A 22645-nucleotide genomic window follows, 5' to 3' on the forward strand; every position below is an offset into this window, starting at 1 on the left:
ATCGGAGTTCGTGCTGAGGTTATTTGTACTCATGCGCCTGATCGATTATTGCCTTTTGATTTTCTATGATTTCACCAAAACATAATGCACTGAAAAGAATTAACAAGTAACCTATTGTTGAATAACAAAATATAGTATCTGAGAACGATAAAACACAAAAAGAAACCAATAATCCTAAAAGAATGGGCTTCATTTGGTTAAGCCTGAAGGCAGTTAAAAACAAGGTTCCTATAAAAAAAAGAAACAGAATAATACCTACTAATCCCAGTTCTGCAAGAGTTAACCAATATTGACCATGAGGCTCATTAAGCTTTTTTCCCCAAGCAGGAATAGGCTGATCTTTCTGAAAGCTATATTGAAAACCTCCAGTGCCCACACCTATAAGTGGATGTTTTTCAAATAAAGATTGCGCATATTGATGAAATTGAATTCTAAAACCTAAAGAGGTATCTGCTTGGTTGTGTTTCAGAAGCTTGATATCTGTAATCATTAAATGAACTCCATTTTGCATCACAGGGCTCAAAGTATAAGCTAAACTAATTGCAACGATAAACCCCAAAATTCCTACCAAAGCCTTTTTAAAGGGAAGTTTTTGCACTATTAGTAAAGACATTAAAACACCATAAATAATGTAACCTGTTCTCCCTGGATTAAGAAAAAATGTCTGATAAGTTCCTAAGATAATCATAAATAGATAAAAAATCCGTAATCCTTTATTCATATTCTGCTGTAATACCAAGATGCCAGCAAAATAAACACCTAGGGCTACCATAAATCCAGTAATAATGTGGTTATAAAATACATCAGCAGGATCTGTGGAATGAAATGTTATTAAATGTTTTGACTTTAGCACTGATATAATACACGTCAATATCATCGTTAATATATAGCTATTTAAAACCCATAATCTAGTCTGTGGTTTAATAAACCCTACGGCAAATACAGGCAGGAAAATTAACTTAGAATATTTATCGACAATATTGTACTGTAAGGCGTACGGTGCTTCAGACCACAAACAGGCGATAATGACAAAAAGAAATAAACCAATAGCGGCACGAGCCCATAATGTATTAAAAGCATAATACATATATTGTCTGTAATAAGGCGCTAGCAAAAGAGCCACTATACTAACTACCACTAAAATGGACTTGATGCTGACACTTATTGGGATAAAAAATGCTAACAAAACAAGAAGCGTTGGTATCAATAAATTGTTTTTTTCTTCTAGCAAGCTCAGTCTCAAATTAATTCCTCTGTGCTTTTTGGCAATTGGTCTATATTGCTATCTTGATACAATTGTTTAATACCACGATAAAAAGTACCTTGTGCATTAAACACTGCAAATAAAAAACCTATTCTGCCATCTAAAAAACCACGTTGCAAGATATAACATCTGAAAAACATCCATGTTGTACTGGCCACTGTTTTGCTGAAACTGGATTTTCTCTTATTTAAGATGTATGTTTTCGCGCTATAAGATGAATATTTATTCATCTTATATAAGACATGACTTACATCTTTAAATGAGTGGTGCATAATGACATTTTTGATTTTACCAATTCGTGTACTCTCGGGTAGTACTATTTTTTCATGCACAATGTCATTACTGAAATAGGCGTTTTCCCGTTTAAAAAGGCGAACGTGACGTTTAGGACTAGAAGAGTATTTTAAAGGTTGATTATAGAAATACATTTGAATTGCAATTCTAAAAGCATCGGCTGAATTTGAGGACATGGCTGCCTTGATTTCTTGCTGCAACTCCTCGCTGACGGATTCATCAGCATCAAGATTTAGCACCCAATCTCCTGTAGCTTTAGATAATGCTCTTTGCTTTTGAGCACCATAGCCTGGCCAGTCAGTAGAGAAAACATGCTCCGTATATTCTTTGGCAATGGCAACTGTTTTATCAGTACTTCCCGAATCCAGTACAACTACTTCATCAGCAAATCGTACGGATTCGAGACATCTTCTGATATTTCTCTCTTCATTTTTAGTTATTATTATTACAGTCAATGTCATCTAAAAAACGCCCTCTCTATGATCATGACTGACAAAATGTAACTTACCGTCTTTAACTTTTAAGGTGACGTGACCACCATGCATTAACTTACCGAATAAAAGTTCATCAGCGAGAGGTTTTTTTACATTCTCTTGGATCAATCGTGCCATGGGTCGAGCGCCCATTACTTTGTCGTAACCGTGCTCAATAAGCCATTCACGAGCCATTTTATCAACGTTAAAAGTGACACCTTTATGACTTAATTGTTCATCCAACTCCATAATAAATTTATCGACAACTAAACCAATGGTCACTGAATCCAATGGAGCAAAATTAATAATTGCATCGAGCCTATTTCTAAATTCGGGACTAAATTGTTTCTTGATCACTTCAAGCCCATCATTGCTATTATCTTGTTGGGAGAATCCAATGGAGTTCCGTACTATCTCTCCGGCACCTGCATTAGAGGTCATTACCAGAATAATATGTCTAAAATCGGCTTGACGTCCATTAGTATCCGTTAAAGTACCATGATCCATAATTTGCAACAGCAAATTAAATACATCTGGATGGGCCTTTTCTATTTCATCAAGCAACAACACTGCATGAGGGTTTTTAGTAACTGCTTCGGTCAGCAAACCGCCTTGATCATAACCAACATATCCTGGGGGAGCACCAATTAGACGAGAAACAGTATGTTTTTCCATGTATTCAGACATATCAAAACGTAGCAATTCAATTCCTAAAACGTTAGCCAATTGTCTGGTTACTTCTGTTTTTCCAACCCCTGTTGGTCCAGCAAATAAGAAACAACCCACGGGTTTTTGTGGATCTCTAAGGCCAGAGCGACCTAATTTAATTGCAGAAGCTAACGCAGTGATCGCCTGATCTTGTCCATAAACTAAGAGCTTCAAATCGCGTTCTAAATTCCGTAAAGTATCTTTATCACGAGCAGAAACTTTCTTGATAGGTATGCGTGCAATTTTCGCAACAACACTCTCAATTTCGGTCACACTTATAATTTTTTTGCGTTTGCTCGCCGTTAATAAATTCTGGTAAGCACCTGCCTCGTCAACCACGTCAATTGCTTTATCCGGTAAAAATCGATCATTGATGTATTTCGCAGATAATTCAGCAGCTGCTTTCAGTGCAGGAATAGTGAATTTTACTCCGTGATGTTCTTCTAATCGTCCTTTCAACCCCTTCAATATTTCAAACGTTTCGTCAACTGTAGGTTCAGGAATATCAATTTTTTGGAAACGTCTTGCTAAAGCTCTATCTTTCTCAAAAATACCTCGGTATTCTTGGTACGTTGTAGAACCTATACATTTCAGCTCGCCGTTTGCCAATAGGGGTTTAATTAAATTAGAGGCATCCATAACCCCACCGGATGCAGCTCCGGCACCAATAATTGTATGAATTTCATCAATAAACAGTACTGCCCCATCTTGTTGACCTAATTGTTTTAATACTGCTTTCAATCGTTTTTCAAAATCACCCCGATATTTGGTTCCAGCAAGTAATGCCCCTAAATCCAGCGAATAAACAATACAATCCCGGATGGCGTCAGGTATTTCCCCATCTACAATACGTCGAGCCAGGCCTTCTGCAATCGCAGTTTTACCCACTCCCGCTTCACCTACCAGCAAGGGATTATTTTTTCTACGTCGACATAATACCTGAATAGTACGTTGTACTTCTTCATGACGTCCAATCAAGGGATCAATTTTTCCTTGTTTCGCACGTCGGTTGAGGTTCGTACAATAGCTTTCCAAAGGTGACTCATTTCCCTCTGATGAACTCATATCATCTTCCATAGAGTTCATATTTTCATGCATATCATTGTTTTGATACTTCGAAACACCATGAGAAATATAATTAATTACATCAAGTCGCGTAATGTTCTCACGTCGTAAAAAATATACTGCTTGGCTTTCTTGTTCACTAAAAATTGCTGCTAATACGTTAGCGCCAGTTACTTCGGTTTTGCCAGCAGATTGGACGTGAAATACTGCACGTTGTAACACACGTTGAAAGCCAAGTGTAGGTTGTGTTTCTCTATCCAATTCGTCTTCAGGAATTCTAGGAGTTGTTTCGTCAATGAACTCAATTAAATCGCGACGTAATGCTTCAATATTTGCATCACATGCTTGTAATACACTTCCAGCCGCTGGATTATCAAGCAATGACAACAACAAATGCTCAACGGTCATAAATTCATGACGCTTCTCTTTTGCTTCCTTGAACGCTAAATTCAAGGTGAATTCAAGTTCTTTATTTAACATTGTCGTTGCTCCTCTTCAGCCCACAGCAAATTACTCGGGTTCCATGCTGGATAGCAATGGGTGCTGATTCATTCTGGCGTATTCATTTACCAGTGCTACTTTTGTTTCTGCTATATCTCGTGTAAATACCCCACACACGCCTTTTCCTTGGATATGAACCTGTAACATCACCTGAACAGCGATTTCTTCACTCAAGTGAAAAAAATGCTTCAGTACCTCTACTACAAAATCCATAGGTGTATAATCATCATTGAGCAATACTACTTTGTACTTTCTAGGCACTCTGATTTCCGTGCTCAACTCAGGTTCAGCGACTTTATGCCTAACAATTTCCTCTAGATTTTGCCCGCTCATAACATACAACCTCTATACTATTTTTATAGACTCCCTACGCACTTTTGGCCAGTAAAATCATCTATTTTTAATGAAAAAATTAGTCTTTGAAATAATCAAAAACATATTGATTAGATAACATTCATTAAAGGTATAAATTGTAGATGGTACAAAAGTAGCCTTGGTGAAAATACAAAAAAAGGGATAATACCAATTGTATTGTATTCCACTAAGGCTCAAATTCATCCATACGATTTACATATGTTTAATTATTTCATCTCCAAAACCAGAGCTACTAACCAAAGTTGCACCGTTCATACCACGCTCAAAATCATAGGTGACTGTTTTAGCTGCAATGGCACCTTGCATGCCTTTGATTATTAAATCAGCAGCTTCATTCCATCCCATGTGACGCAACATCATTTCGGCAGATAGAATAATTGACCCGGGGTTAACTTTATTCTTGCCCGCATATTTTGGTGCCGTGCCATGGGTTGCTTCAAATACAGCAACGTCATCGCTTATATTTGCCCCTGGAGCAATACCGATACCACCTACTTGAGCAGCTAAAGCATCGGAAATATAATCACCATTTAAATTAAGCGTAGCAATTACGCTGTAATCTTCCGGTCTTAAAAGAATTTGTTGCAAGAACGCGTCGGCAATTACATCATTTATAATGATTTGCTTACCTGTCTTAGGATTCTTGAATTCCATCCAAGGACCCCCTTCATATTCTTTAGCACCAAAAACATCACGTGCCACTTGGTAACCCCAATCTTTAAAGGCCCCTTCAGTAAATTTCATGATATTACCTTTGTGAACCAAAGTAACTGTTTGGCGATCATTATCAATGGCATATTGGATTGCAGCTCTTACCAAGCGTGTAGTTCCTTCTTTAGAAACAGGTTTTATACCTATACCACAGTGCTCTGGAAAACGAATTTTTTTAACACCCATATCCTTTCGTAAGAATTCAATCACTTGCTTAGCTTCTGGGGAATCAGCCTTCCATTCAATACCCGCATAAATGTCCTCAGAGTTTTCTCTAAAAATAACCATATCGGTTTTCTCAGGCTCTTTGAGTGGACTTGGGACGCCGTCAAAATAACGAATGGGTCGCAAACAAGTGTAAAGATCCATTTCTTGGCGAATAGCAACGTTTAGTGAACGAATTCCGCCTCCAACTGGAGTAGTCAGGGGACCTTTAATCGAAACAACATATTTTTTCATCGCATCTAAAGTTTCTTTAGGTAACCATTGATCGGAACCATAAACTTCAGTTGCTTTTTCTCCTGCATATACTTCCATCCAGGCAATTTTTCTCTTATCGCCATATGCCTTTGCAACCGCAGCATCAACAACACGAATCATGGGTGGAGTTACGTCCACACCAATACCATCTCCTTCAATGAAAGGAATAATGGGATTATTAGGTACACGAAGTGACAGATCAGCAGCAACTGTTATAGCCTCACCCTGTGAAGGCACTTTGATTTTATCGTAGGTCATTGACAACTCCGTAAAATTAGAGAAAAGGCAATGATAGCATGTGATAACTTGGAATCCCAAGTACCATTTCTATTTAATTAGCATGTCTTGAATGTTTACTATGCATGTTGCAACATTTTGATCTGTTCAACAAGTTGATCGTATCCTGCTTCGACATTGATATAATCATTTTTTGCCAAATAGATGGATAATGATCCATCATCTGTTGCGGAAGGTTTTTGTAAAATTCCATTATAACCTTTACTTTTTAAACGAAGGAAATCATTAATTTTGGTGACTAAATAAAAATTACGGAAATAATTTTCGGGGATCATATGTATCGCCTGCGCATCTTTTTCTAACGTGTTTCCGGGTAAATAATCTTTAAGTGAATAAGTTGAATTATTATGAACCGCTACTACTTTACCTTTTGGAAGTAACTGCTTGATTTTAGTGGCCAACTTATTTACTTCTTGATGCGCCCGTGAATTATATTGACCGAACTGTGAGAGCGTTTTTTTGATTCCATTGTCAGTAAAAATCCGATTCGGATCAAATTCAAAACGTTGGTTGTTTAAATGAAAGACTACATTGCGACCGCCAGAATGTACTAAAGTAATAAGACTTCCTCCATCTTTCTGAACCACTGCCTGAGCCGCTTTTAAAGCTGTTTGTTCATTATGATGCAAGTGTATAAAAGTCTTACCTCTTCCGACAATATGCTTAATTTCTACTTTTTCATCACCAACCATGACAATATGACTCATCGCATAGGTACATTGACAAAAAAGGAGAGAAATTAAGATTGAATATTTCATAAACAATTTTCACCATAAAGTATAATTTTTGCGTTATTGTATAAGAATTAACCTATAAAAACAATGAATTTGGAATTGCTCATAATAGAAAAAGACCCTACTATAAACGCACTTAAGCTTTTTTATATCATACTTAATGCCAGAAATTATACTGTTCAATAAACCCTATGGGATTGTTAGCCAATTCTCCGGTGAAGCTCAGGAACATACATTAGCTTCTTTTATTAATAAACCTGATTTTTACGCAGCAGGAAGGTTAGATAAGAACAGCGAAGGCCTATTATTATTAACGAATAACGGTACGCTGCAATATCAGTTAACTCACCCCAAATTCAATAAAAGAAAATATTATTGGGTTCAGGTAGAAGGCATTCCCGATGAAATGGATTTAGTTCCGCTGAAAAAAGGTTTAGTACTCAAAGATATTAGCTTTTTGCCTGCCGAAGTTAAAATCATAGATGAGCCTCTATTATGGCCACGTAATCCCCCTATTCGCTTTCGTAAAAACATCCCTACAAGCTGGTTGGAAATTATTTTAAAAGAAGGAAAAAATCATCAGGTTCGTAGAATGACTGCTGCTATTGGGTTCCCTACTTTAAGATTGGTTCGCCATAGAATAGGTAATTGGAGCTTAGAGAATTTACAGCCTGGGGAATATAGAACAATACATCACCTATAACCAAACCCTTCATCCCGAGTAAAACCAGGGCCCTTTCATCTTAGTACTGTGTTACAGAATGAAGGTTCTTCGCAACGATTGGATGAAGTTTAACGATATACCAAGCGTTTCAACAAAGTATCTTCACCAAGGAGGCGGATCCATGGCCAGATAAACATGCCCACTAAAGCACTCGCTACAGGCATGAACAAACTATAGTTGAAACCAAGTAGGGCCGTAGTTAAAGATATAATTGATTGATATAAAAGACAAAAAAATCCAATTAAAAATATTTGCTGCATCATAGAGAAGAATTGGAATCGTCTGGATTTGCTGGAAGCAATCCAAGTAACTAAAAGCAAGGCAAACGAGTGTTCTCCAATTACCGTTGCCAATAGAACATCCAATAATAATCCCACAAACAATAAGGTGGTCAATCGAAAATTGCCCGGTAAAAAATATTCTATATAAAGCACGAGTAATAGAACCCAAGGAGGCCTAAAAGCAGAGATTAATTCAGGCATAGGTAATATTGACAATAGAAGAGCCACAATAAATCCCAAGCATAACCGTATGCGAAGATTTCTCATCACATAGTCTCCTTAGCATTTAAACGTTCATTAATTTGCGTATTTAATTGCTCTTGCTCCGCATCTTGCCAGATCAATAGCACCAGCCGATTACGATTAAGTAAGGCAACAGGTTTTACTTTCACCTTAACAAAATCTTCACCAGGAATGCTATTCACCTCTTCTACACGCCCTACAGGATATCCTTCAGGGAAATGCCTGTCCAAGCCTGAGGTCACCAATACATCGCCTGGGTGGATCGAGGAGGTTTTCGGTAAATTAATTAAAGATAATTTCTCTATGTCATTCGTTCCCACAAGAATCGCACGTTCTCCAGTACGATTATTTCGTACCGGGACAGCACTCTTGGAGTCAGAAATAAGTAAGACTGTACTGGTTATAGGACCTACATCAACAATTTGCCCCATAACACCTTTGGCATCTAAAACGGGTTGCCCAACGTAGGCACCATCACGTTTTCCTTTATTTAAGATAACGACCTGACGTGAATTACTCGTATCAACAGCAAGAATTTGTGCAGCCATTGCACTCATATCTGCTTTTGATGAAGTGAGAAGTAACTCTTTCAGTTGAGAGTTTTCTTTTTGAATGATAATTAATTTTTGTAATTCGGCCTCCAGCATGGTCTGCTGATACCGTAACTGCATGTTTTCGGCTATTAAAGCTTTTTTCGCACTAACCAGAGACTGTACCCAACCAATAACGCGAACAGGATAATCTACTGCATATTGCAAAGGAGCAACAACAAAGGAAAAACCACTCCGCACATTATCTAAATACCGATAATGATAATCTGAAAACATCAAAAAAACAGAAAAGACAAGCGCGAGCACAAATCCAATAGAACTGTACCCGCGCCTACTAAATAATCTGTTATACGTATTATTCTGTTGAGAGGAAATCACCGCCGCGCAAATCCATGGTTTCTAAAGCTTTACCACCACCACGTGCTACGCAGGTCAGCGGATCTTCAGCAATTAATACAGGTAAACCAGTTTCTTCCATGAGCAAAGTATCTATATTTTTCAACAGAGCCCCGCCTCCGGTTAAAACCATACCTCGTTCAGCAATATCAGCAGCCAACTCAGGTGGAGCTAATTCCAACGCAGCTCTCACTGCGCCAACAATACCTGATAAGGGCTCTTGAAGAGCTTCTAAAATTTCTGCACTGGTAAGGATGAAACTACGAGGAACTCCTTCAGCCAGGTTTCTTCCTCGGACTTCTATTTCAAACAAATCACGACTTGGAAATGCGGAGCCAATTTCATGTTTAATACGCTCTGCGGTGGTTTCACCAATAAGTGTTCCATAGTTTCGACGTACATAAGATACAATCGCATCATCAAACTTATCACCACCTATACGAACGGATTGGTGGTAAACAATTCCACTTAAGGAAATAATCGCAACTTCGGTTGTACCGCCACCTATATCGACAACCATAGAGCCACTGGCTTCCTCAACCGGCATTCCAGACCCTAAAGCAGCAGCCATAGGTTCTTCAATCAAAAATACTTCACGAGCACCAGCACCCATTGCAGATTCACGAATCGCACGACGTTCAACTTGGGTCGAACCACAGGGAACACAAACCAAAACACGAGGACTTGGACGTAAAAATTTGTTTTCATGAACTTTATGAATGAAATGCTGCAGCATTTTTTCAGTAACAAAAAAGTCAGCGATCACACCATCTTTCATTGGTCTAATCGCATTTATGTTTCCTGGGGTTCTTCCCAACATACGCTTCGCTTCAAGACCTACTGCCGCAACGCGCTTTTGTCCTGATTCATTACGTAAAGCCACTACAGAGGGTTCATTTAGAACAATCCCTTTATCTCTCACATAAATCAATGTATTAGCTGTTCCCAAATCAATTGATAAATCATTGGAGAACACGCCCCTTAATTTTCTGAACATAAGCTGCACTATCCCGTTCTTTTTTTTGCGCTACTTTATACTAAATTTGGATAAAAATCGACAGTTCTTACACAACAATTTAAAATTAAAGAGTGAATTTTTATACATGAAGAGAGTTTTCAATTTTGGTAAGCATCGGAATCAAAAATAAGTAGCTTTTGATACTATTATGCACATTCAACAATCACAAATTATTTTTAAAATTATACACTTAAAATGAGTCAAAACTTCCCATATGCTCTAATTTTGTTAAATTAAAAAATATTCTGAAATCAATTTGATTATATTAAATATTCCTTTATGGTTCAATTTCCAATTAAAAATATATTTTGTAATCAAATTGATTATATAATACACTACCATTCCTAAAATAGATAATCTTAACTTGAGGTTTTAATTTATTATGCCCAGCAGCTTACAATCAAATGAATTATCACAATGGACTCAAGGCGAACCGGATCTAATAGCTAAACTTCTTTTCAATCTTTTTTGTTTTTTAAAAGAAGCAACCAATAAAGGAAAAGATACTCCCGAATATAAAAAGATAATGGACAACATTGCTAATTTTATAAGCCTGAGAGGAGATCAGCGACTTCATATCCCCCAGCCAAGCAAAGCCGCAATTGATGCATCAGCGCTGTTGGGTGCTTATTTACGCTTAGGAATAAAATTGAACGACAAGCCGATTGTTGAGTTGAGTGAGGAACAAATCGACATAGTTCATACTTTTGTTAAACCATTAATTCCTGAAGGTTTTACACCTCAAAAATTTTTTGACAGTCTCGAGGGTACTCCATCTCAAAAACATAAAAAAATATTACATCTTCTACTATTTAAAGACATTGCTCCCCAACGTCCAAAAGAGTTATTCGAAGGTAAGTATGCAGACAAAGTAAATAACCTCCTTGATTCAATCCTTAATTTAGCTGACTTCATGCGAACCCCTTTTAGTGTATTACCCGAAGAGGAAAGAGCAGCTGTAGCTGAAGCAAAGAGAACAGGTAAAGGACAAGCGCAGACATCTGGGATAGATTTGCAATGGACCTCGATGTGCAAAGCAATTGAGCAAAGTCTGCAAGATATTATCAATTTAAAAAAGAGTAAAGCAAAACAAGCCCTAATATTCAGTGATGAAATAAGAGCATCATTAGAACAATGTAGAAAATGTTTTGGAATAGCTAATGCCCGTTACGAAGTTGTGAAAGAATTTGCCAAGGAAGCAAAAAGGCATGAAGAAGTCCTTAATGAGACTTTTCAAAATCTTGGTTTCCCGCAAGGAAATCAAGAGAAAATCAATCAATATATTCGTGATTTTAGGAACAATTTGCTAGAGAAAGAGAAAGATCCTAAAAAAGCCGAAGCATTGCAATCCATGACGCTCATTCAACTTATCAATGTTTATGACGCACAATGGCGAGCAGCTTTCGATAAAATTAGAAAAGAATTATTGGCTTCTCAGGAAGAATTGAATAAGGCAGTTGAAACCTCAAAACAAAAAATGGTTGCTCTAGAGGAATCTGAAAAAGCGCTAAAAAGTTTACAACAACGCTATGAACATTTTACGCATGAGTTTGATGCTACGGTCAAAAAGCTTGACCAACAAAATAAAGAGGTTGAACGATTACAAAAAGTCGAATCAGCTTCTAAAGAACTCATTGAGAAGCAAAAAAGCGAAATAGAAAAAACTAGGAGCACTGTCCGACAAAACAGTAACACTCTAGAAGAGTTGAGGAAACAATTACAGATTGTTCAAAACGAAAATAACGAATTAAAAAAGAAGTTAATTTCAGCACAAAAACACGAGCAAACTATCGTTGAACTTACAAAACAGTTAGAAATCTTACAACGAGAACAAATTTTATTACAACAACAACTCAAGATAGTGGAACAAACTACCATACCATCTAGTGAAGTTGTATCCGAGACAGCCTCGCTTAAATCTGAGTTGGAATTTTTACGAAATGAAAATAGCTTATTACTTAAGCGAGTTGAAAAAGGGAAACAAATCCAAGAACCTGAAACTGATGTGATTGATCTTAAAACTCAGTTAGAATCTTTGCGGCAAGAGAACGCTCAACTCAAGGAATTATTACTTAAAAAACAACCAATACCCGAACCAGAACGTTTAAATCAGCCCGTTGAATTACCTACTGATAATATAAAACCTGATCTGTTAATCGCTCTCGGAAGATTGCGTCTAAATAAAACAGATACAAGCAAAATAAAACAAGAAATAATGAGCTGTAACGAAAAAGAAAGTTTAGCAAAGATAGTCACTGAAATTAAACGCTTGGAAAAGATTAATGAATTTATAGAAACAGTAAATAAAGGGATTTTAGAGAGAGCGGGTTTCTTTTCTTCTGATCCACATAAGAAAATTGAGGCAATTGAAACAGCGTTCCAACAGCTGTCTATTGAAGACAAAAATAAATTAGCTACTTTGACTGAAATTGAAATAAATAATGAGTTGAGCAAAGAAAAAGATAAAGAAAGTGGTATCGGGAAACTTCTTAAAGCCATTCAGCATAAAAGAGGGTTTATTCCGATTCGATCAGCAACGAGCTTTACATTCTTTAAGAGCGAAATAAGTCATTTAAAACATGATTTAGATGAAATTAACACACCAATACAGACACTCTAAATCACGTTCTTCACTTGTGTGTCACTGTTGTAATTAATACTTACAACAGCGACATAAAAGTGTTCCACTTAATTTATATAATTCTTATTCTATTTTATTAATAACAAACACTTGATTTAATTTATCACGATTCAATGTCACAAAATGTTGGCCTAAGCCCTTCACATCAGCCAGCTCTTCCAAAGACTTAAAACCATGATGACTTTTACGATATGCGATAATCGCTTCAGCTCGCTTTTTTCCTATGCCTTTAACTGAACCGGTAAGCATTGATAAATCAGCTGTGTTGAGATCAATTTTATGAATTACTACAGGGGGTTTTTTTTTGACTGAGATTTCTTTAGTGATAACTGCATGAGCAGAGCAAGTAACTACAGATAATGACAAAACAGTAGCAATAAATTTTGCTTTCATAATTTTCTCCTAATTGTTGGACTAAGTGGCTCGTTCCAGAGCCGGCAAAAGTATCCCAAGATTTGTACTTTATGTCGAGAGTTTTTTAATTTTTTTTGCTTTAAGTTCAATACGTAACAAAATTTGGATGAAATTTTCTGCTCGTTTCAATAGATTAAATAGCATGAGTTTTAGATCAAGAAGTATTATCTCTCATCACTTGCTTTACCCATTCTGCGGGGATCTTCTTCCGAGAGAAGGTAGAATTTATCAAAATTATAACCCCCTCTTTAATGGAGAGGGTTAACATGAGGAAATGCTTAGCTTAACAAATACATTACCTTACATGATAAAGTACATATGCCACCGATGCAGTTAATTTTCTCACCATACCTAAGTGCAAGAATTCATTAGGACCATGAGCATTGGAATGAGGGCCCAAAACTCCGGTAATCATAAATTGAGCATCTGGGAATTTCTTACCTAACATCCCCATGAAAGGAATAGTACCACCTTCTCCCAAATAAGCAGCTGGCTTTCCATAGTAAGCCATTGAAGCCGCATCAACCGCTTGTTCTAACCAAGAAGCAAGTTGAGGCGCATTCCACCCCTGTGAACCATCTCCGATATTAAAACTCACTTTAGCTTGATACGGTGGTTCTTTAGTTAATACATCGTGCATCACTGTTGCTGCAAGTCTAGGGTGTACCAAAGGGGGCAAACGCATAGATAATTTTAGTGCAGTTTTTGGTCGTAAAACATTGCCGGCGTTCTCTATAGAAGGAAATCCATCAGCTCCGGTGACAGTTAACGCAGGTCTCCATGTCCGATTTAGAATCAATTGAGCCTTATTCTTCGTTAACGGCTCAACCCCTTCATGCAAGGGAAATTCTGCATAAACAGAGTCTCCTAATACTTGAGCACACTGGTCAGCTTGTTTTATTCGTTCTTCGGGAATATCACAATACAACTCGGATAGTTTTATCTCTCCTGAAATCTCATCCTCAATACGACTAATTAATTGCCGAGCGACGCGAAAACTGTCTGCTACGATACCGCTTGCAGCACCTGAATGAACACCCTCATGAATGAGTTCAACGGATAATTCACCGACTAAGTTTCCTCGTAATGAGGTAGTCATCCACAATTGCTCGTAGTTCCCAGCTCCTGAATCAAGGCAGATCACTAACTTGGGTTTGCCAATCCGATCATTTAATTGCTCGATATAATAAGGCAGATCATTACTACCACTCTCTTCACACGCTTCGATAATCAAAACACAACGCGGGATGGGTAATCCTTGATTCTGCAAAGCACAAATTGCAGTTAATGAGGCATAGGCAGCATAACCATCATCTGCCGCTCCCCGACCATATAAACGCCCATCTTTCAACACAGGTTTCCACGGGTGCAAATCTTCATTCCATCCAGACATTTCCGGCTGTTTATCGAGATGACCATACAACAAAACGGTTTCATCAATTTCGCCAGGGATTTCAATAAAAATTAATGGAGTACGCCCCTCCAGTCTCATAATCTCCAGCATCATTCCTTTAGGAGCATGAGACTTACACCAATCAGCAATATGTGATACTGCCTTGTCCATGAAACCATGTTCCTGCCATTTAGGATCAAAGTGAGGTGATTTATTAGGAATTTTTATGTAATCACATAAACTAGGGATAATTTCTTGTTTCCATTGATGACAAACGAATTCATACAGTGCTTGCGGATTGAACATGAACTTGCTCCTCGATAATAGCTACGAGTTGGTCTGTAGCGGACTTAATATTTAATTCATTGATTTTATTATTAATATCCCTTTTATTATTCTCCAGTTCATGTAAAGTTTGTAGTAAAATATCCGTATTCAAAGCGCTATCTTCAATCACAAGACTAATGCCTATTTTTTGAAAATAACGAGCATTTTGAATTTGATCTCCTCGGCTGACCTCAGCGGGTAAAGGAATTAAGATATGCGGTTTTCCAAGGGCTAAAATTTCATAAAGAGAATTAGCACCAGCTCGCGAAATTATAACTGATGCTGCAGCAAATAAATCAGCTAATTCTTCGTTAGCATATTCAAACTGCTTGTAGTTCTTAAGGTTTACTAAAGAAGCCTCTAGTTTTCCTTTTCCACATATATGAATAACTTGATATTCCTTGGTCAATTGGGGTAACGCCTTACGAATACTCCGATTAATAGATCCTGCTCCTAAACTGCCTCCTATAACTAATAGACAGGGTTTCTCTGCATGAAACCCACAAAGCTCACGTCCATGGTCGCTATTACCGACAAATAACTGCTTACGGATTGGGGTTCCTGTTACTTCTATTTTATCTTGTTTTTTAAAATGCTTTTTTCCTGCCGCAAAAGTTAAACAAATTTTATTCACGAAAGGAAAACACAAACGATTTGCCAGTCCCGGACTCATATCGGACTCATGAGCCACCACCGGAATTCGATTTAACCAAGCACCTAGTACAACCGGAAATGCAACAAAACCACCCTTTGAAAAAACTACATCCGGTTTTAATTTATTAAGCAAGAAAAAAGATTGCACAATACCAAATACGATCTTAAAAGGATCGAATAAGTTTTTTAGACTTAAATACCGACGTAATTTGCCACTGCTTATGCCATAAAATGGTATTTTAAGAGGTTCTATCATTTGCTTTTCAATTCCATGAGCAGAACCTATATAAGCAATTTCCCAACCTTTATTGCTGAACTCGTGTATTAATGCCAGATTAGGCGCCACATGCCCTGCTGTACCTCCTCCGGTAAAAACTATCATTGGCATCATAAAATATTCCTAATAAGTAAGCTTAAGTCTATAGCCTGGATTGATTTAGTAATTGCACCTACAGAAATGAAATCCACCCCTAATTGGCTAATTGTAGCAATATTTTCTAGGGTAACTCCTCCAGACACTTCTAAAGCACAACATTTGGGCTGATTTATTTTAATCGCCTCTTCAAGCATATGATGATTAAAATTATCCAGCATTATTCTATCAGGGCGAGCACCAATTGCTTCACGTAACTCATCCAGAGTTTCAACTTCCACTTCAACTAATACATTTTTATAATTTTTTCTTGCCAATGCAACGGCTTGTGCCACCGAACCACAGGCTTTGATGTGATTTTCTTTAATTAAAATAGCATCATAAAGCCCCATACGGTGATTGAAGCCACCTCCGCAAGTCACCGCATATTTTTGTGCTGCTCTTAATCCAGGAAGTGTTTTCCGGGTATCGAGTAATCGAGTCTGTGTACCACGAAGCTGTTGCGCATAATGATAGGTTTGGGTAGCCGTAGCAGACAGCGTTTGTAAAAAATTCAAGGCAGTACGCTCTCCAGTTAAGACGCTTCGTGCTGGGCCATATAACCTACATAAAGTAGTCGGAGCCTCTAACCATTCTCCTTCAGTAACTTGCCACTCTAGTTTGACTTGATTATCAAGTTGATTAAATACTTCATTCACCCAACGTTGGCCGCATACAACCATAGCTTCTCGAGAGATAATTTCTGCTTCAGCTCGAAGATCAGCGGATAATAAAGTTGCAGTAATATCTCCATCACCTACATCTTCGTGTAAGGCACGGGTCACCTCTGTCTCTATCTGTAAAGAAGTTTTACTCATGTAATTTTCCTGTCTTTCTGAGCGTAACGTATTTTTAATAAAAGAGGAGCAATAAATGTCGTCACCATGACCATTAAAACAATTGCTGAAAATAAATCATCAGAAATAACACCTAAAGTTCGACCAATCGAAGCGAAAACTAACCCGACTTCACCGCGGGGTAGCATGCCGATACCAATTAGTAGACGATCATTTGAGGAGCGCGCGCCATATCCACTCACTAGCTTGCCAATCACTGCTGCAATGGTTAAACCGGTGGCCAAAACAATTACATTTAAGTGATAAAAACTCTCTAATTTCACTTGGATGCCAATTACCACAAAAAACATAGGTGCTAAGATAGACTCTAAGGGCGATAATAAATGATAAATACTCCGATTTTCTTGTTGGCTTAAAGGTACGCCATCAAAATAGTCATCATGAAGAATGACTCCGGCAGTAAATGCCCCAATAATTGTGGCAAGTTCAAGCACTGAAGCTAACCAAGAAAGAGTCATGATGAACAAAAAGGAAATGAATAACTTTGCTTCCCAAGGCTCGAGAAAACGAAAAAAATGAATCGCCTTGCGTAAAACAATGGGACCCAAAAATAAGCTGCCTGAAAAAAAGAGCATTGCGCTTACGATAATACGCAATACAATCATGAGATCTACTACCCCACTAATCACTAAGGAGCTGACGACAGCTAAAATAATTAGGCCCAAGACATCATCTAACATTGCCGCACCCAATATAGTCCTTGCTTCTTTAGTGCGTAATTTTTTCATTTCGGTAAGGACCCGTGCAGTAATTCCGATACTGGTTGCACTCAAGGTCGCCGCAATGAATAAATCGGATTGGTAGGAGGCATCGGGCATCAATAAATAAACGGTACCAAATCCTAATAACATTGGGGCAATCACACCAATCAAAGCAACAATAAGCGAATCGCGACCAGTATGTTTCATTTCCTCTAGCGAGCTTTCCAACCCCACCATAAATAGCAGAAAAATAACCCCATATCTTGAAAAAATATCAACTATATAAGCAATTTTGAGATAATCGGAACCATGCGGTCCACTCAAAGCACCTACAACTTGCTGTGCATAATTTGGGTTAGGAATAACCGAACTAACTGCCTGATTTAATGGCACTCCTTGAAGTATTTCCTTAACGGCATCAAAAATTGAGGAACCTTCTCGTAATAAAATTGCTAAGGGGGATCCGTAATAATAGAATAAATTTCCAATAAGAATTCCTATGAGCAATTCCCCAAGTACGCTAGGCTGATTGATGCGTCTTGCCGTATAACGACCAATAATTGCAAAGAAAAAAATAGTAGTAACACCGAGTAAAACAAATGCAACCGGATCAGCATGGCTAGCCTCAGGAGAAGCAAAAGCAATAACAGGGATTATTCCTGCGATTAGAAGCAACCATTTTAAAACTTGCATTAATATTTTATACCTCGCTAAAGCTATGATAATTAGGCTGGAGTAGAAGACCTCTTTACAAATTTAAGATCACCGTTCTATACACGTAATGAGGCTTCTATTCTGCAGCTTAGGCCACAAATTTTGATTGCTTAAACTGCGAATAGGTTTTTTTGTGCTCAGGCTTATCAGTTACATTGACTTACACCCAATTCTATTGCTTTGCCAAAAATAAACATGTTTCTAAAACTGAATCTGGGTTAAGTGACACGCTTTCTATCCCTTCTTTCATTAACCATTGAGCAAAGTCTTGATGATCCGAGGGACCTTGTCCACAGATGCCTATATATTTGTTAGCCTTTTTACATGCAGTAATTGCCATATGCAAAAGAACCTTCACTGCTTCATTACGTTCATCAAATTGAGCTGCGATTAATCCTGAATCCCTATCTAATCCTAAGGTTAACTGGGTTAAATCATTAGAGCCTATAGAAAACCCATCAAAATGCTCTAAGAATTCTTTAGCTAATAATGCATTGGAGGGTAATTCGCACATCATAATCACCCGTAACCCATGCTTACCTCGCTCAAGTCCATGTTGCTTCAAAACTTGAATTACATTAGCCGCCTCATCTACTGTTCGTACGAATGGAATCATGACTTCTACGTTAGTTAAACCCATATCTTCGCGAACCCGTCGTACGGCTTTACATTCCAAAGCAAAACATTCTGCAAATGACTCAGAAACATATCGTGATGCACCTCTAAAACCCAACATTGGATTTTCTTCATGCGGCTCATATAAATTTCCACCGACAAGATTTGCATATTCATTTGATTTAAAGTCTGACAATCTTACAATGACTGGTTTTGGATAAAACGCAGCAGCAATCGTTGCAATTCCTTCCTTCAAGCGCTCAATATAGTATTCAACGGGAGAATTATAAGCTGCTGTTTTTTCAGTAATGAATTGCTTTAATTCCTTATCTTTCAATTGATCAAAATCAAGTAAGGCACGGGGATGAATCCCAATCGTATTGGAAATTAAAAATTCCAACCGCGCCAAACCTACTCCTGAGTTAGGTATGGATTGAAATGTAAAGGCTCTTTCAGGGTTACCTACATTCAACATAATTTTCATTGGCAATTCAGGCATGGTGTCTACATCAAGACGTGCTTGTTCGTATGGCAACAATCCTTCATAAACGTAGCCGTTATCTCCCTCCGCACAGCTGACCGTAACCTCATCACCGTCACGTATCGTTTTCGTGGCATCCCCACAGCCCACTACGGCCGGAATACCCAATTCACGAGCAATAATAGCCGCATGACATGTTCTACCGCCACGATTAGTCACAATAGCGGCAGCACGTTTCATTACGGGTTCCCAATCAGGATCCGTCATATCGGAAATCAACACATCACCAGGTTGCACCCGATCCATTTCATTTACATCTTTAATAATTCTTGCCTTACCTTGGCCTATACGTTGTCCGATACTTCGTCCTTCAGCCAACACTTTACCTTTTTGTTGTAAGGTATAGCGCTCTAATATTTGTTTATTGTCTCGGCTTTTAACGGTTTCCGGACGAGCTTGCAAAATATATAATTGACCATTTAAACCATCTTTTGCCCACTCTATATCCATCGGTCTACCATAATGTTTTTCAATAATTATGGCTTGATGAGCTAAAAGCTCTACTTCACTTTGCGTTAAAGAAAACAGTAATCTCTCTTTCGCATCAACCTCTACGGTTTTAACTCGTTCTGGCTTGCTGAGATCATCATTGTAGATCATTTTTAGAGCTTTACTTCCGAGATTTCTTCGAATAACCGCAGGTCTTCCTGCTAGGATACCGGGTTTATGTACGTAATACTCATCAGGATTAACTGCTCCTTGAACAACCATCTCTCCCAAACCATAAGAAGATGTAATAAATACCACTTGATCAAAACCAGACTCAGTATCCATAGTAAACATCACACCACTTACAGCCATATCACTGCGAATCATTTGTTGAATACCCGCGGATAAAGCTACTTCATGGTGAGCAAACTGATGGTGAGTACGATAAGTAATCGCTCTATCGTTAAAAAGTGATGCGAAAACATGTTTTATCGAGAGCAAAACTTGATCAATTCCTTTGACGTTTAAAAAAGTTTCTTGTTGACCCGCAAATGATGCATCGGGTAAATCTTCAGCTGTGGCTGATGAGCGAACGGCTACACTGAAATTATCATGGCCGATGGACTGTGACAGCTGGTCATAACCCTCTCGAACAGCACATTCAAACTCAGGGGTAAATGGTGTATTAACAATCATTTGTCTGATTTCTTTCCCAATAACCGCTAATTGCTGTACATTGTCTGCATCTAAAGAAGCCAATTTTGCATAGATTTTTTTATCTAAATTATCTTGAGACAGAAATTCTCTGAACGAATCCGCAGTAGTCGCAAATCCACCCGGAACAGATACGCCTGCTGAGGATAAATGACTGATCATCTCTCCAAGGGAAGCATTTTTTCCACCAACCTGCTCTAGGTCATGCATGCCAAGATGTGCTAAATCAATAATATGTGTTTTGACCGTCATAACTACCCCAAGTCCATAAAATGATAATCATTTTACTTAAAATGTAGGGCTATGGGAAATAGAAACTTTAGTTACCCGAAACATTAGTACTCATATCCCAGAATAAAGTAGTTTTTAAGCTACTCCTGAGCATGAGTACCGATATTTGAATGAGATTATGCATTACATGCAATTAATGCCTGGGAAAATTCTTTATGGAAATTGGCGTTACCTAAAAGTTTAATAATACCGCCCTTACGCAACTTTTCCTCTACCAGGGGATTAGCCCCACTTAAAATGACTCTCACATTACGTTCCTGCAAATCTTCAATAATTTCTTCTAAAGTTTGTAACCCCGTAACATCCATAAAGGGAACCCAGCGCATTCTAATAATTAAAGTTTTAGGATCGGTATGAGTTACAGCTAAAGCATGTTGGAATGCTTCCGCTGCTCCAAAGAAAAAAGGCCCTTCTACAGCATAAACCAATACTCCATCGGGTAAGGTTTCTATATTTTGGCGTGCCAATTCATGTGCTAATTCTTCCTGAGTCATTTGCTGCACCTCAACACTGGTCGCCATTCCCCGTATGAAGTGTAATATAGCTATAATTACGCCAATATTTACTGCCACTACCAAATCCACAAACACTGTAAGGAAAAAGGTAACCAACAAAATCACTACATCAGCTTTTGGAGCACACTTAATTAATTTAATGAAATGTTTTACTTCACTCATATTCCAAGCCACCACAAATAAAACTGCGGCCAATACGGTAAGTGGGATATTCACGGCCAAAGGAGCTAGAAAAAGAATAATTAAAATTAAAGTGAGCGCATGGATAATACCCGCTAAAGGGCTATTACCCCCATTACGAATGTTTGTCGCAGTACGTGCAATCGCTCCGGTTGCTGCGAATCCTCCAAACAAGGGTGCAAAAATATTTGCAATTCCCTGGCCGAGTAACTCCCGATTGGAATTGTGTTTTGTACCGGCCATCCCATCCGCTACAACTGCTGATAAAAGCGACTCTATAGCACCAAGCATCGCGATAGTAAACGCTGGGCCAATCAACTCAATCACTCGATCGATTGTCAAGTTGGGTAATTTAAATTCAGGTAGGCCTTGAGGTATCCCACCAAATAAGGAACCTATAGTCGCAACTCCAGAAAAATGACAAACCGATTGCAATCCTGTCACAATTAATAGAGCCACGAGAGGACCTGGAACACGCTTCAGTCCAGGAATTTTATTTGAAAAAATGACGGTGAAGAGTGAAAAAAAGCCTAAAATGGTTGTAGTTGTATTAAGCTGAGGGAGAGTCTGTATTAAATACCATAATTTTTCATGAAAATGACCGCTTCCTCCTGAAGGAAGACCAAAAAAGTAATGCCATTGCCCTACCCAGATGACTACGCCAATACCTGCCGTAAAACCAATAATCACTGGAGCAGGTATAAACTTGATAATGCCTCCCAGACGAGCAAGGCCAAAAAATAACAACATGAACCCGGCGAGTATCGTTGAAATTTGTAAGCCAGAAACTCCATACTTCGCTGTAATACCTGACAGCACTACAATAAAAGCTCCGGTTGGGCCAGCGATTTGTAACCGGCTTCCTCCCATAATAGAAACAATCAAACCAGCAATAATTGCTGTATAAATCCCTTGTTCTGGTCTCACACCCGAAGCAATAGCAAATGCCATTGCTAAAGGCAAAGCGACAACCCCTACGATAATTCCGGAGATAATATTTTGGAGCCAATACTTCTTCTGAAACAAGCCTGCTTGATAGGATTCAATGATTGTTTTCATGAAATGCCGTGATTCATTTTTAAAAATGAAATCATTATACACAATCATATTAAAAAAATATCAATTTCTGATA

Annotated in this window: 18 protein-coding genes; 2 read left to right on the forward strand and 16 right to left on the reverse strand. The window is 38.1% G+C overall.

From position 1 onward, the window contains the following. Positions 1-19: 19 nt before the first annotated feature. The 6 genes from HBNCFIEN_RS10610 to HBNCFIEN_RS10635 form a co-directional block, all read right to left on the reverse strand. Positions 20-1243: an O-antigen ligase gene (locus HBNCFIEN_RS10610; RefSeq protein WP_182391060.1), complete on the reverse strand. Its 1224-nt coding sequence runs from the start codon at positions 1241-1243 to the stop codon at positions 20-22. Continuing rightward, the gene (locus tag HBNCFIEN_RS10615) at positions 1240-2019 is read right to left on the reverse strand and encodes a glycosyltransferase family 2 protein (RefSeq protein ID WP_182391061.1); all 780 of its coding nucleotides are present in this window, start codon (positions 2017-2019) and stop codon (positions 1240-1242) included. The genes HBNCFIEN_RS10610 and HBNCFIEN_RS10615 overlap by 4 nt, the downstream gene beginning before the upstream one ends. Continuing rightward, complete coding sequence (gene clpA / locus HBNCFIEN_RS10620) at positions 2020-4284, reverse strand: ATP-dependent Clp protease ATP-binding subunit ClpA (RefSeq protein WP_182391062.1); 2265 nt, start codon at positions 4282-4284, stop codon at positions 2020-2022. 30 nt (positions 4285-4314) lie between these two features. Beyond that, positions 4315-4638 (reverse strand): ATP-dependent Clp protease adapter ClpS, encoded by a 324-nt coding sequence (clpS, locus tag HBNCFIEN_RS10625; protein WP_182391063.1) that lies wholly within the window; start codon positions 4636-4638, stop codon positions 4315-4317. Between the two features lie 234 nt (positions 4639-4872). Then, complete coding sequence (gene icd, locus HBNCFIEN_RS10630; RefSeq protein ID WP_182391064.1) at positions 4873-6129, reverse strand: NADP-dependent isocitrate dehydrogenase; 1257 nt, start codon at positions 6127-6129, stop codon at positions 4873-4875. Between the two features lie 98 nt (positions 6130-6227). Continuing rightward, positions 6228-6926 (reverse strand): protein tyrosine phosphatase, encoded by a 699-nt coding sequence (locus HBNCFIEN_RS10635; RefSeq protein WP_182391065.1) that lies wholly within the window; start codon positions 6924-6926, stop codon positions 6228-6230. Between the two features lie 136 nt (positions 6927-7062). Here HBNCFIEN_RS10635 and HBNCFIEN_RS10640 point away from each other — a divergent pair, with 136 nt between their 5' ends. Then, positions 7063-7605, forward strand: a complete 543-nt coding sequence (locus HBNCFIEN_RS10640; RefSeq protein WP_182391066.1) for a pseudouridine synthase — start codon at positions 7063-7065, stop codon at positions 7603-7605. A gap of 89 nt (positions 7606-7694) precedes the next feature. Here HBNCFIEN_RS10640 and mreD read toward each other — a convergent pair whose 3' ends face one another. Genes mreD through HBNCFIEN_RS10655 form a run of 3 tightly spaced genes read right to left on the reverse strand, consistent with a single transcriptional unit; the run spans position 7695 to position 10094 of the window. Then, positions 7695-8174 (reverse strand): rod shape-determining protein MreD, encoded by a 480-nt coding sequence (gene mreD, locus HBNCFIEN_RS10645; RefSeq protein WP_182391067.1) that lies wholly within the window; start codon positions 8172-8174, stop codon positions 7695-7697. Beyond that, complete coding sequence (mreC, locus tag HBNCFIEN_RS10650; protein WP_182391068.1) at positions 8174-9079, reverse strand: rod shape-determining protein MreC; 906 nt, start codon at positions 9077-9079, stop codon at positions 8174-8176. The genes mreD and mreC overlap by 1 nt, the downstream gene beginning before the upstream one ends. Continuing rightward, the gene (locus HBNCFIEN_RS10655; RefSeq protein ID WP_003636696.1) at positions 9057-10094 is read right to left on the reverse strand and encodes a rod shape-determining protein; all 1038 of its coding nucleotides are present in this window, start codon (positions 10092-10094) and stop codon (positions 9057-9059) included. Before HBNCFIEN_RS10655 ends, mreC begins: the two co-directional genes overlap by 23 nt. A 403-nt stretch (positions 10095-10497) precedes the next feature. On the opposite strand from HBNCFIEN_RS10655, the gene HBNCFIEN_RS10660 reads away from it, so the two are divergent. Then, complete coding sequence (locus HBNCFIEN_RS10660; RefSeq protein WP_182391069.1) at positions 10498-12735, forward strand: hypothetical protein; 2238 nt, start codon at positions 10498-10500, stop codon at positions 12733-12735. Between the two features lie 84 nt (positions 12736-12819). Here HBNCFIEN_RS10660 and HBNCFIEN_RS10665 read toward each other — a convergent pair whose 3' ends face one another. The 7 genes from HBNCFIEN_RS10665 to HBNCFIEN_RS10695 form a co-directional block, all read right to left on the reverse strand. Then, positions 12820-13149, reverse strand: coding sequence for a helix-hairpin-helix domain-containing protein (locus HBNCFIEN_RS10665; protein ID WP_182391070.1), 330 nt, complete (start codon positions 13147-13149; stop codon positions 12820-12822). A 316-nt stretch (positions 13150-13465) separates the two neighbouring features. Continuing rightward, a complete protein-coding gene (locus HBNCFIEN_RS10670; RefSeq protein ID WP_182391071.1) occupies positions 13466-14869 on the reverse strand; it encodes a M20 family metallopeptidase in 1404 nt (467 codons plus the stop codon). After that, on the reverse strand, positions 14844-15935 hold the full coding sequence (locus HBNCFIEN_RS10675; RefSeq protein WP_182391072.1) for an undecaprenyldiphospho-muramoylpentapeptide beta-N-acetylglucosaminyltransferase: 1092 nt from the start codon (positions 15933-15935) through the stop codon (positions 14844-14846). Before HBNCFIEN_RS10675 ends, HBNCFIEN_RS10670 begins: the two co-directional genes overlap by 26 nt. After that, positions 15932-16774 (reverse strand): carboxylating nicotinate-nucleotide diphosphorylase, encoded by an 843-nt coding sequence (gene nadC, locus HBNCFIEN_RS10680; RefSeq protein WP_182391073.1) that lies wholly within the window; start codon positions 16772-16774, stop codon positions 15932-15934. Before nadC ends, HBNCFIEN_RS10675 begins: the two co-directional genes overlap by 4 nt. Next, entirely contained in the window at positions 16771-18207 is a 1437-nt protein-coding gene (locus tag HBNCFIEN_RS10685) for a cation:proton antiporter (protein ID WP_182391074.1), read from the reverse strand. The genes nadC and HBNCFIEN_RS10685 overlap by 4 nt, the downstream gene beginning before the upstream one ends. 193 nt (positions 18208-18400) lie before the next feature. Further along, complete coding sequence (ppsA, locus tag HBNCFIEN_RS10690) at positions 18401-20779, reverse strand: phosphoenolpyruvate synthase (RefSeq protein ID WP_182391075.1); 2379 nt, start codon at positions 20777-20779, stop codon at positions 18401-18403. Between the two features lie 155 nt (positions 20780-20934). Next, positions 20935-22572, reverse strand: a complete 1638-nt coding sequence (locus HBNCFIEN_RS10695; protein WP_182391076.1) for a SulP family inorganic anion transporter — start codon at positions 22570-22572, stop codon at positions 20935-20937. Positions 22573-22645 lie beyond the last annotated feature (73 nt).

The organism is Legionella sp. PC997 (assembly GCF_014109825.1).
Lineage (GTDB): Bacteria > Pseudomonadota > Gammaproteobacteria > Legionellales > Legionellaceae > Legionella.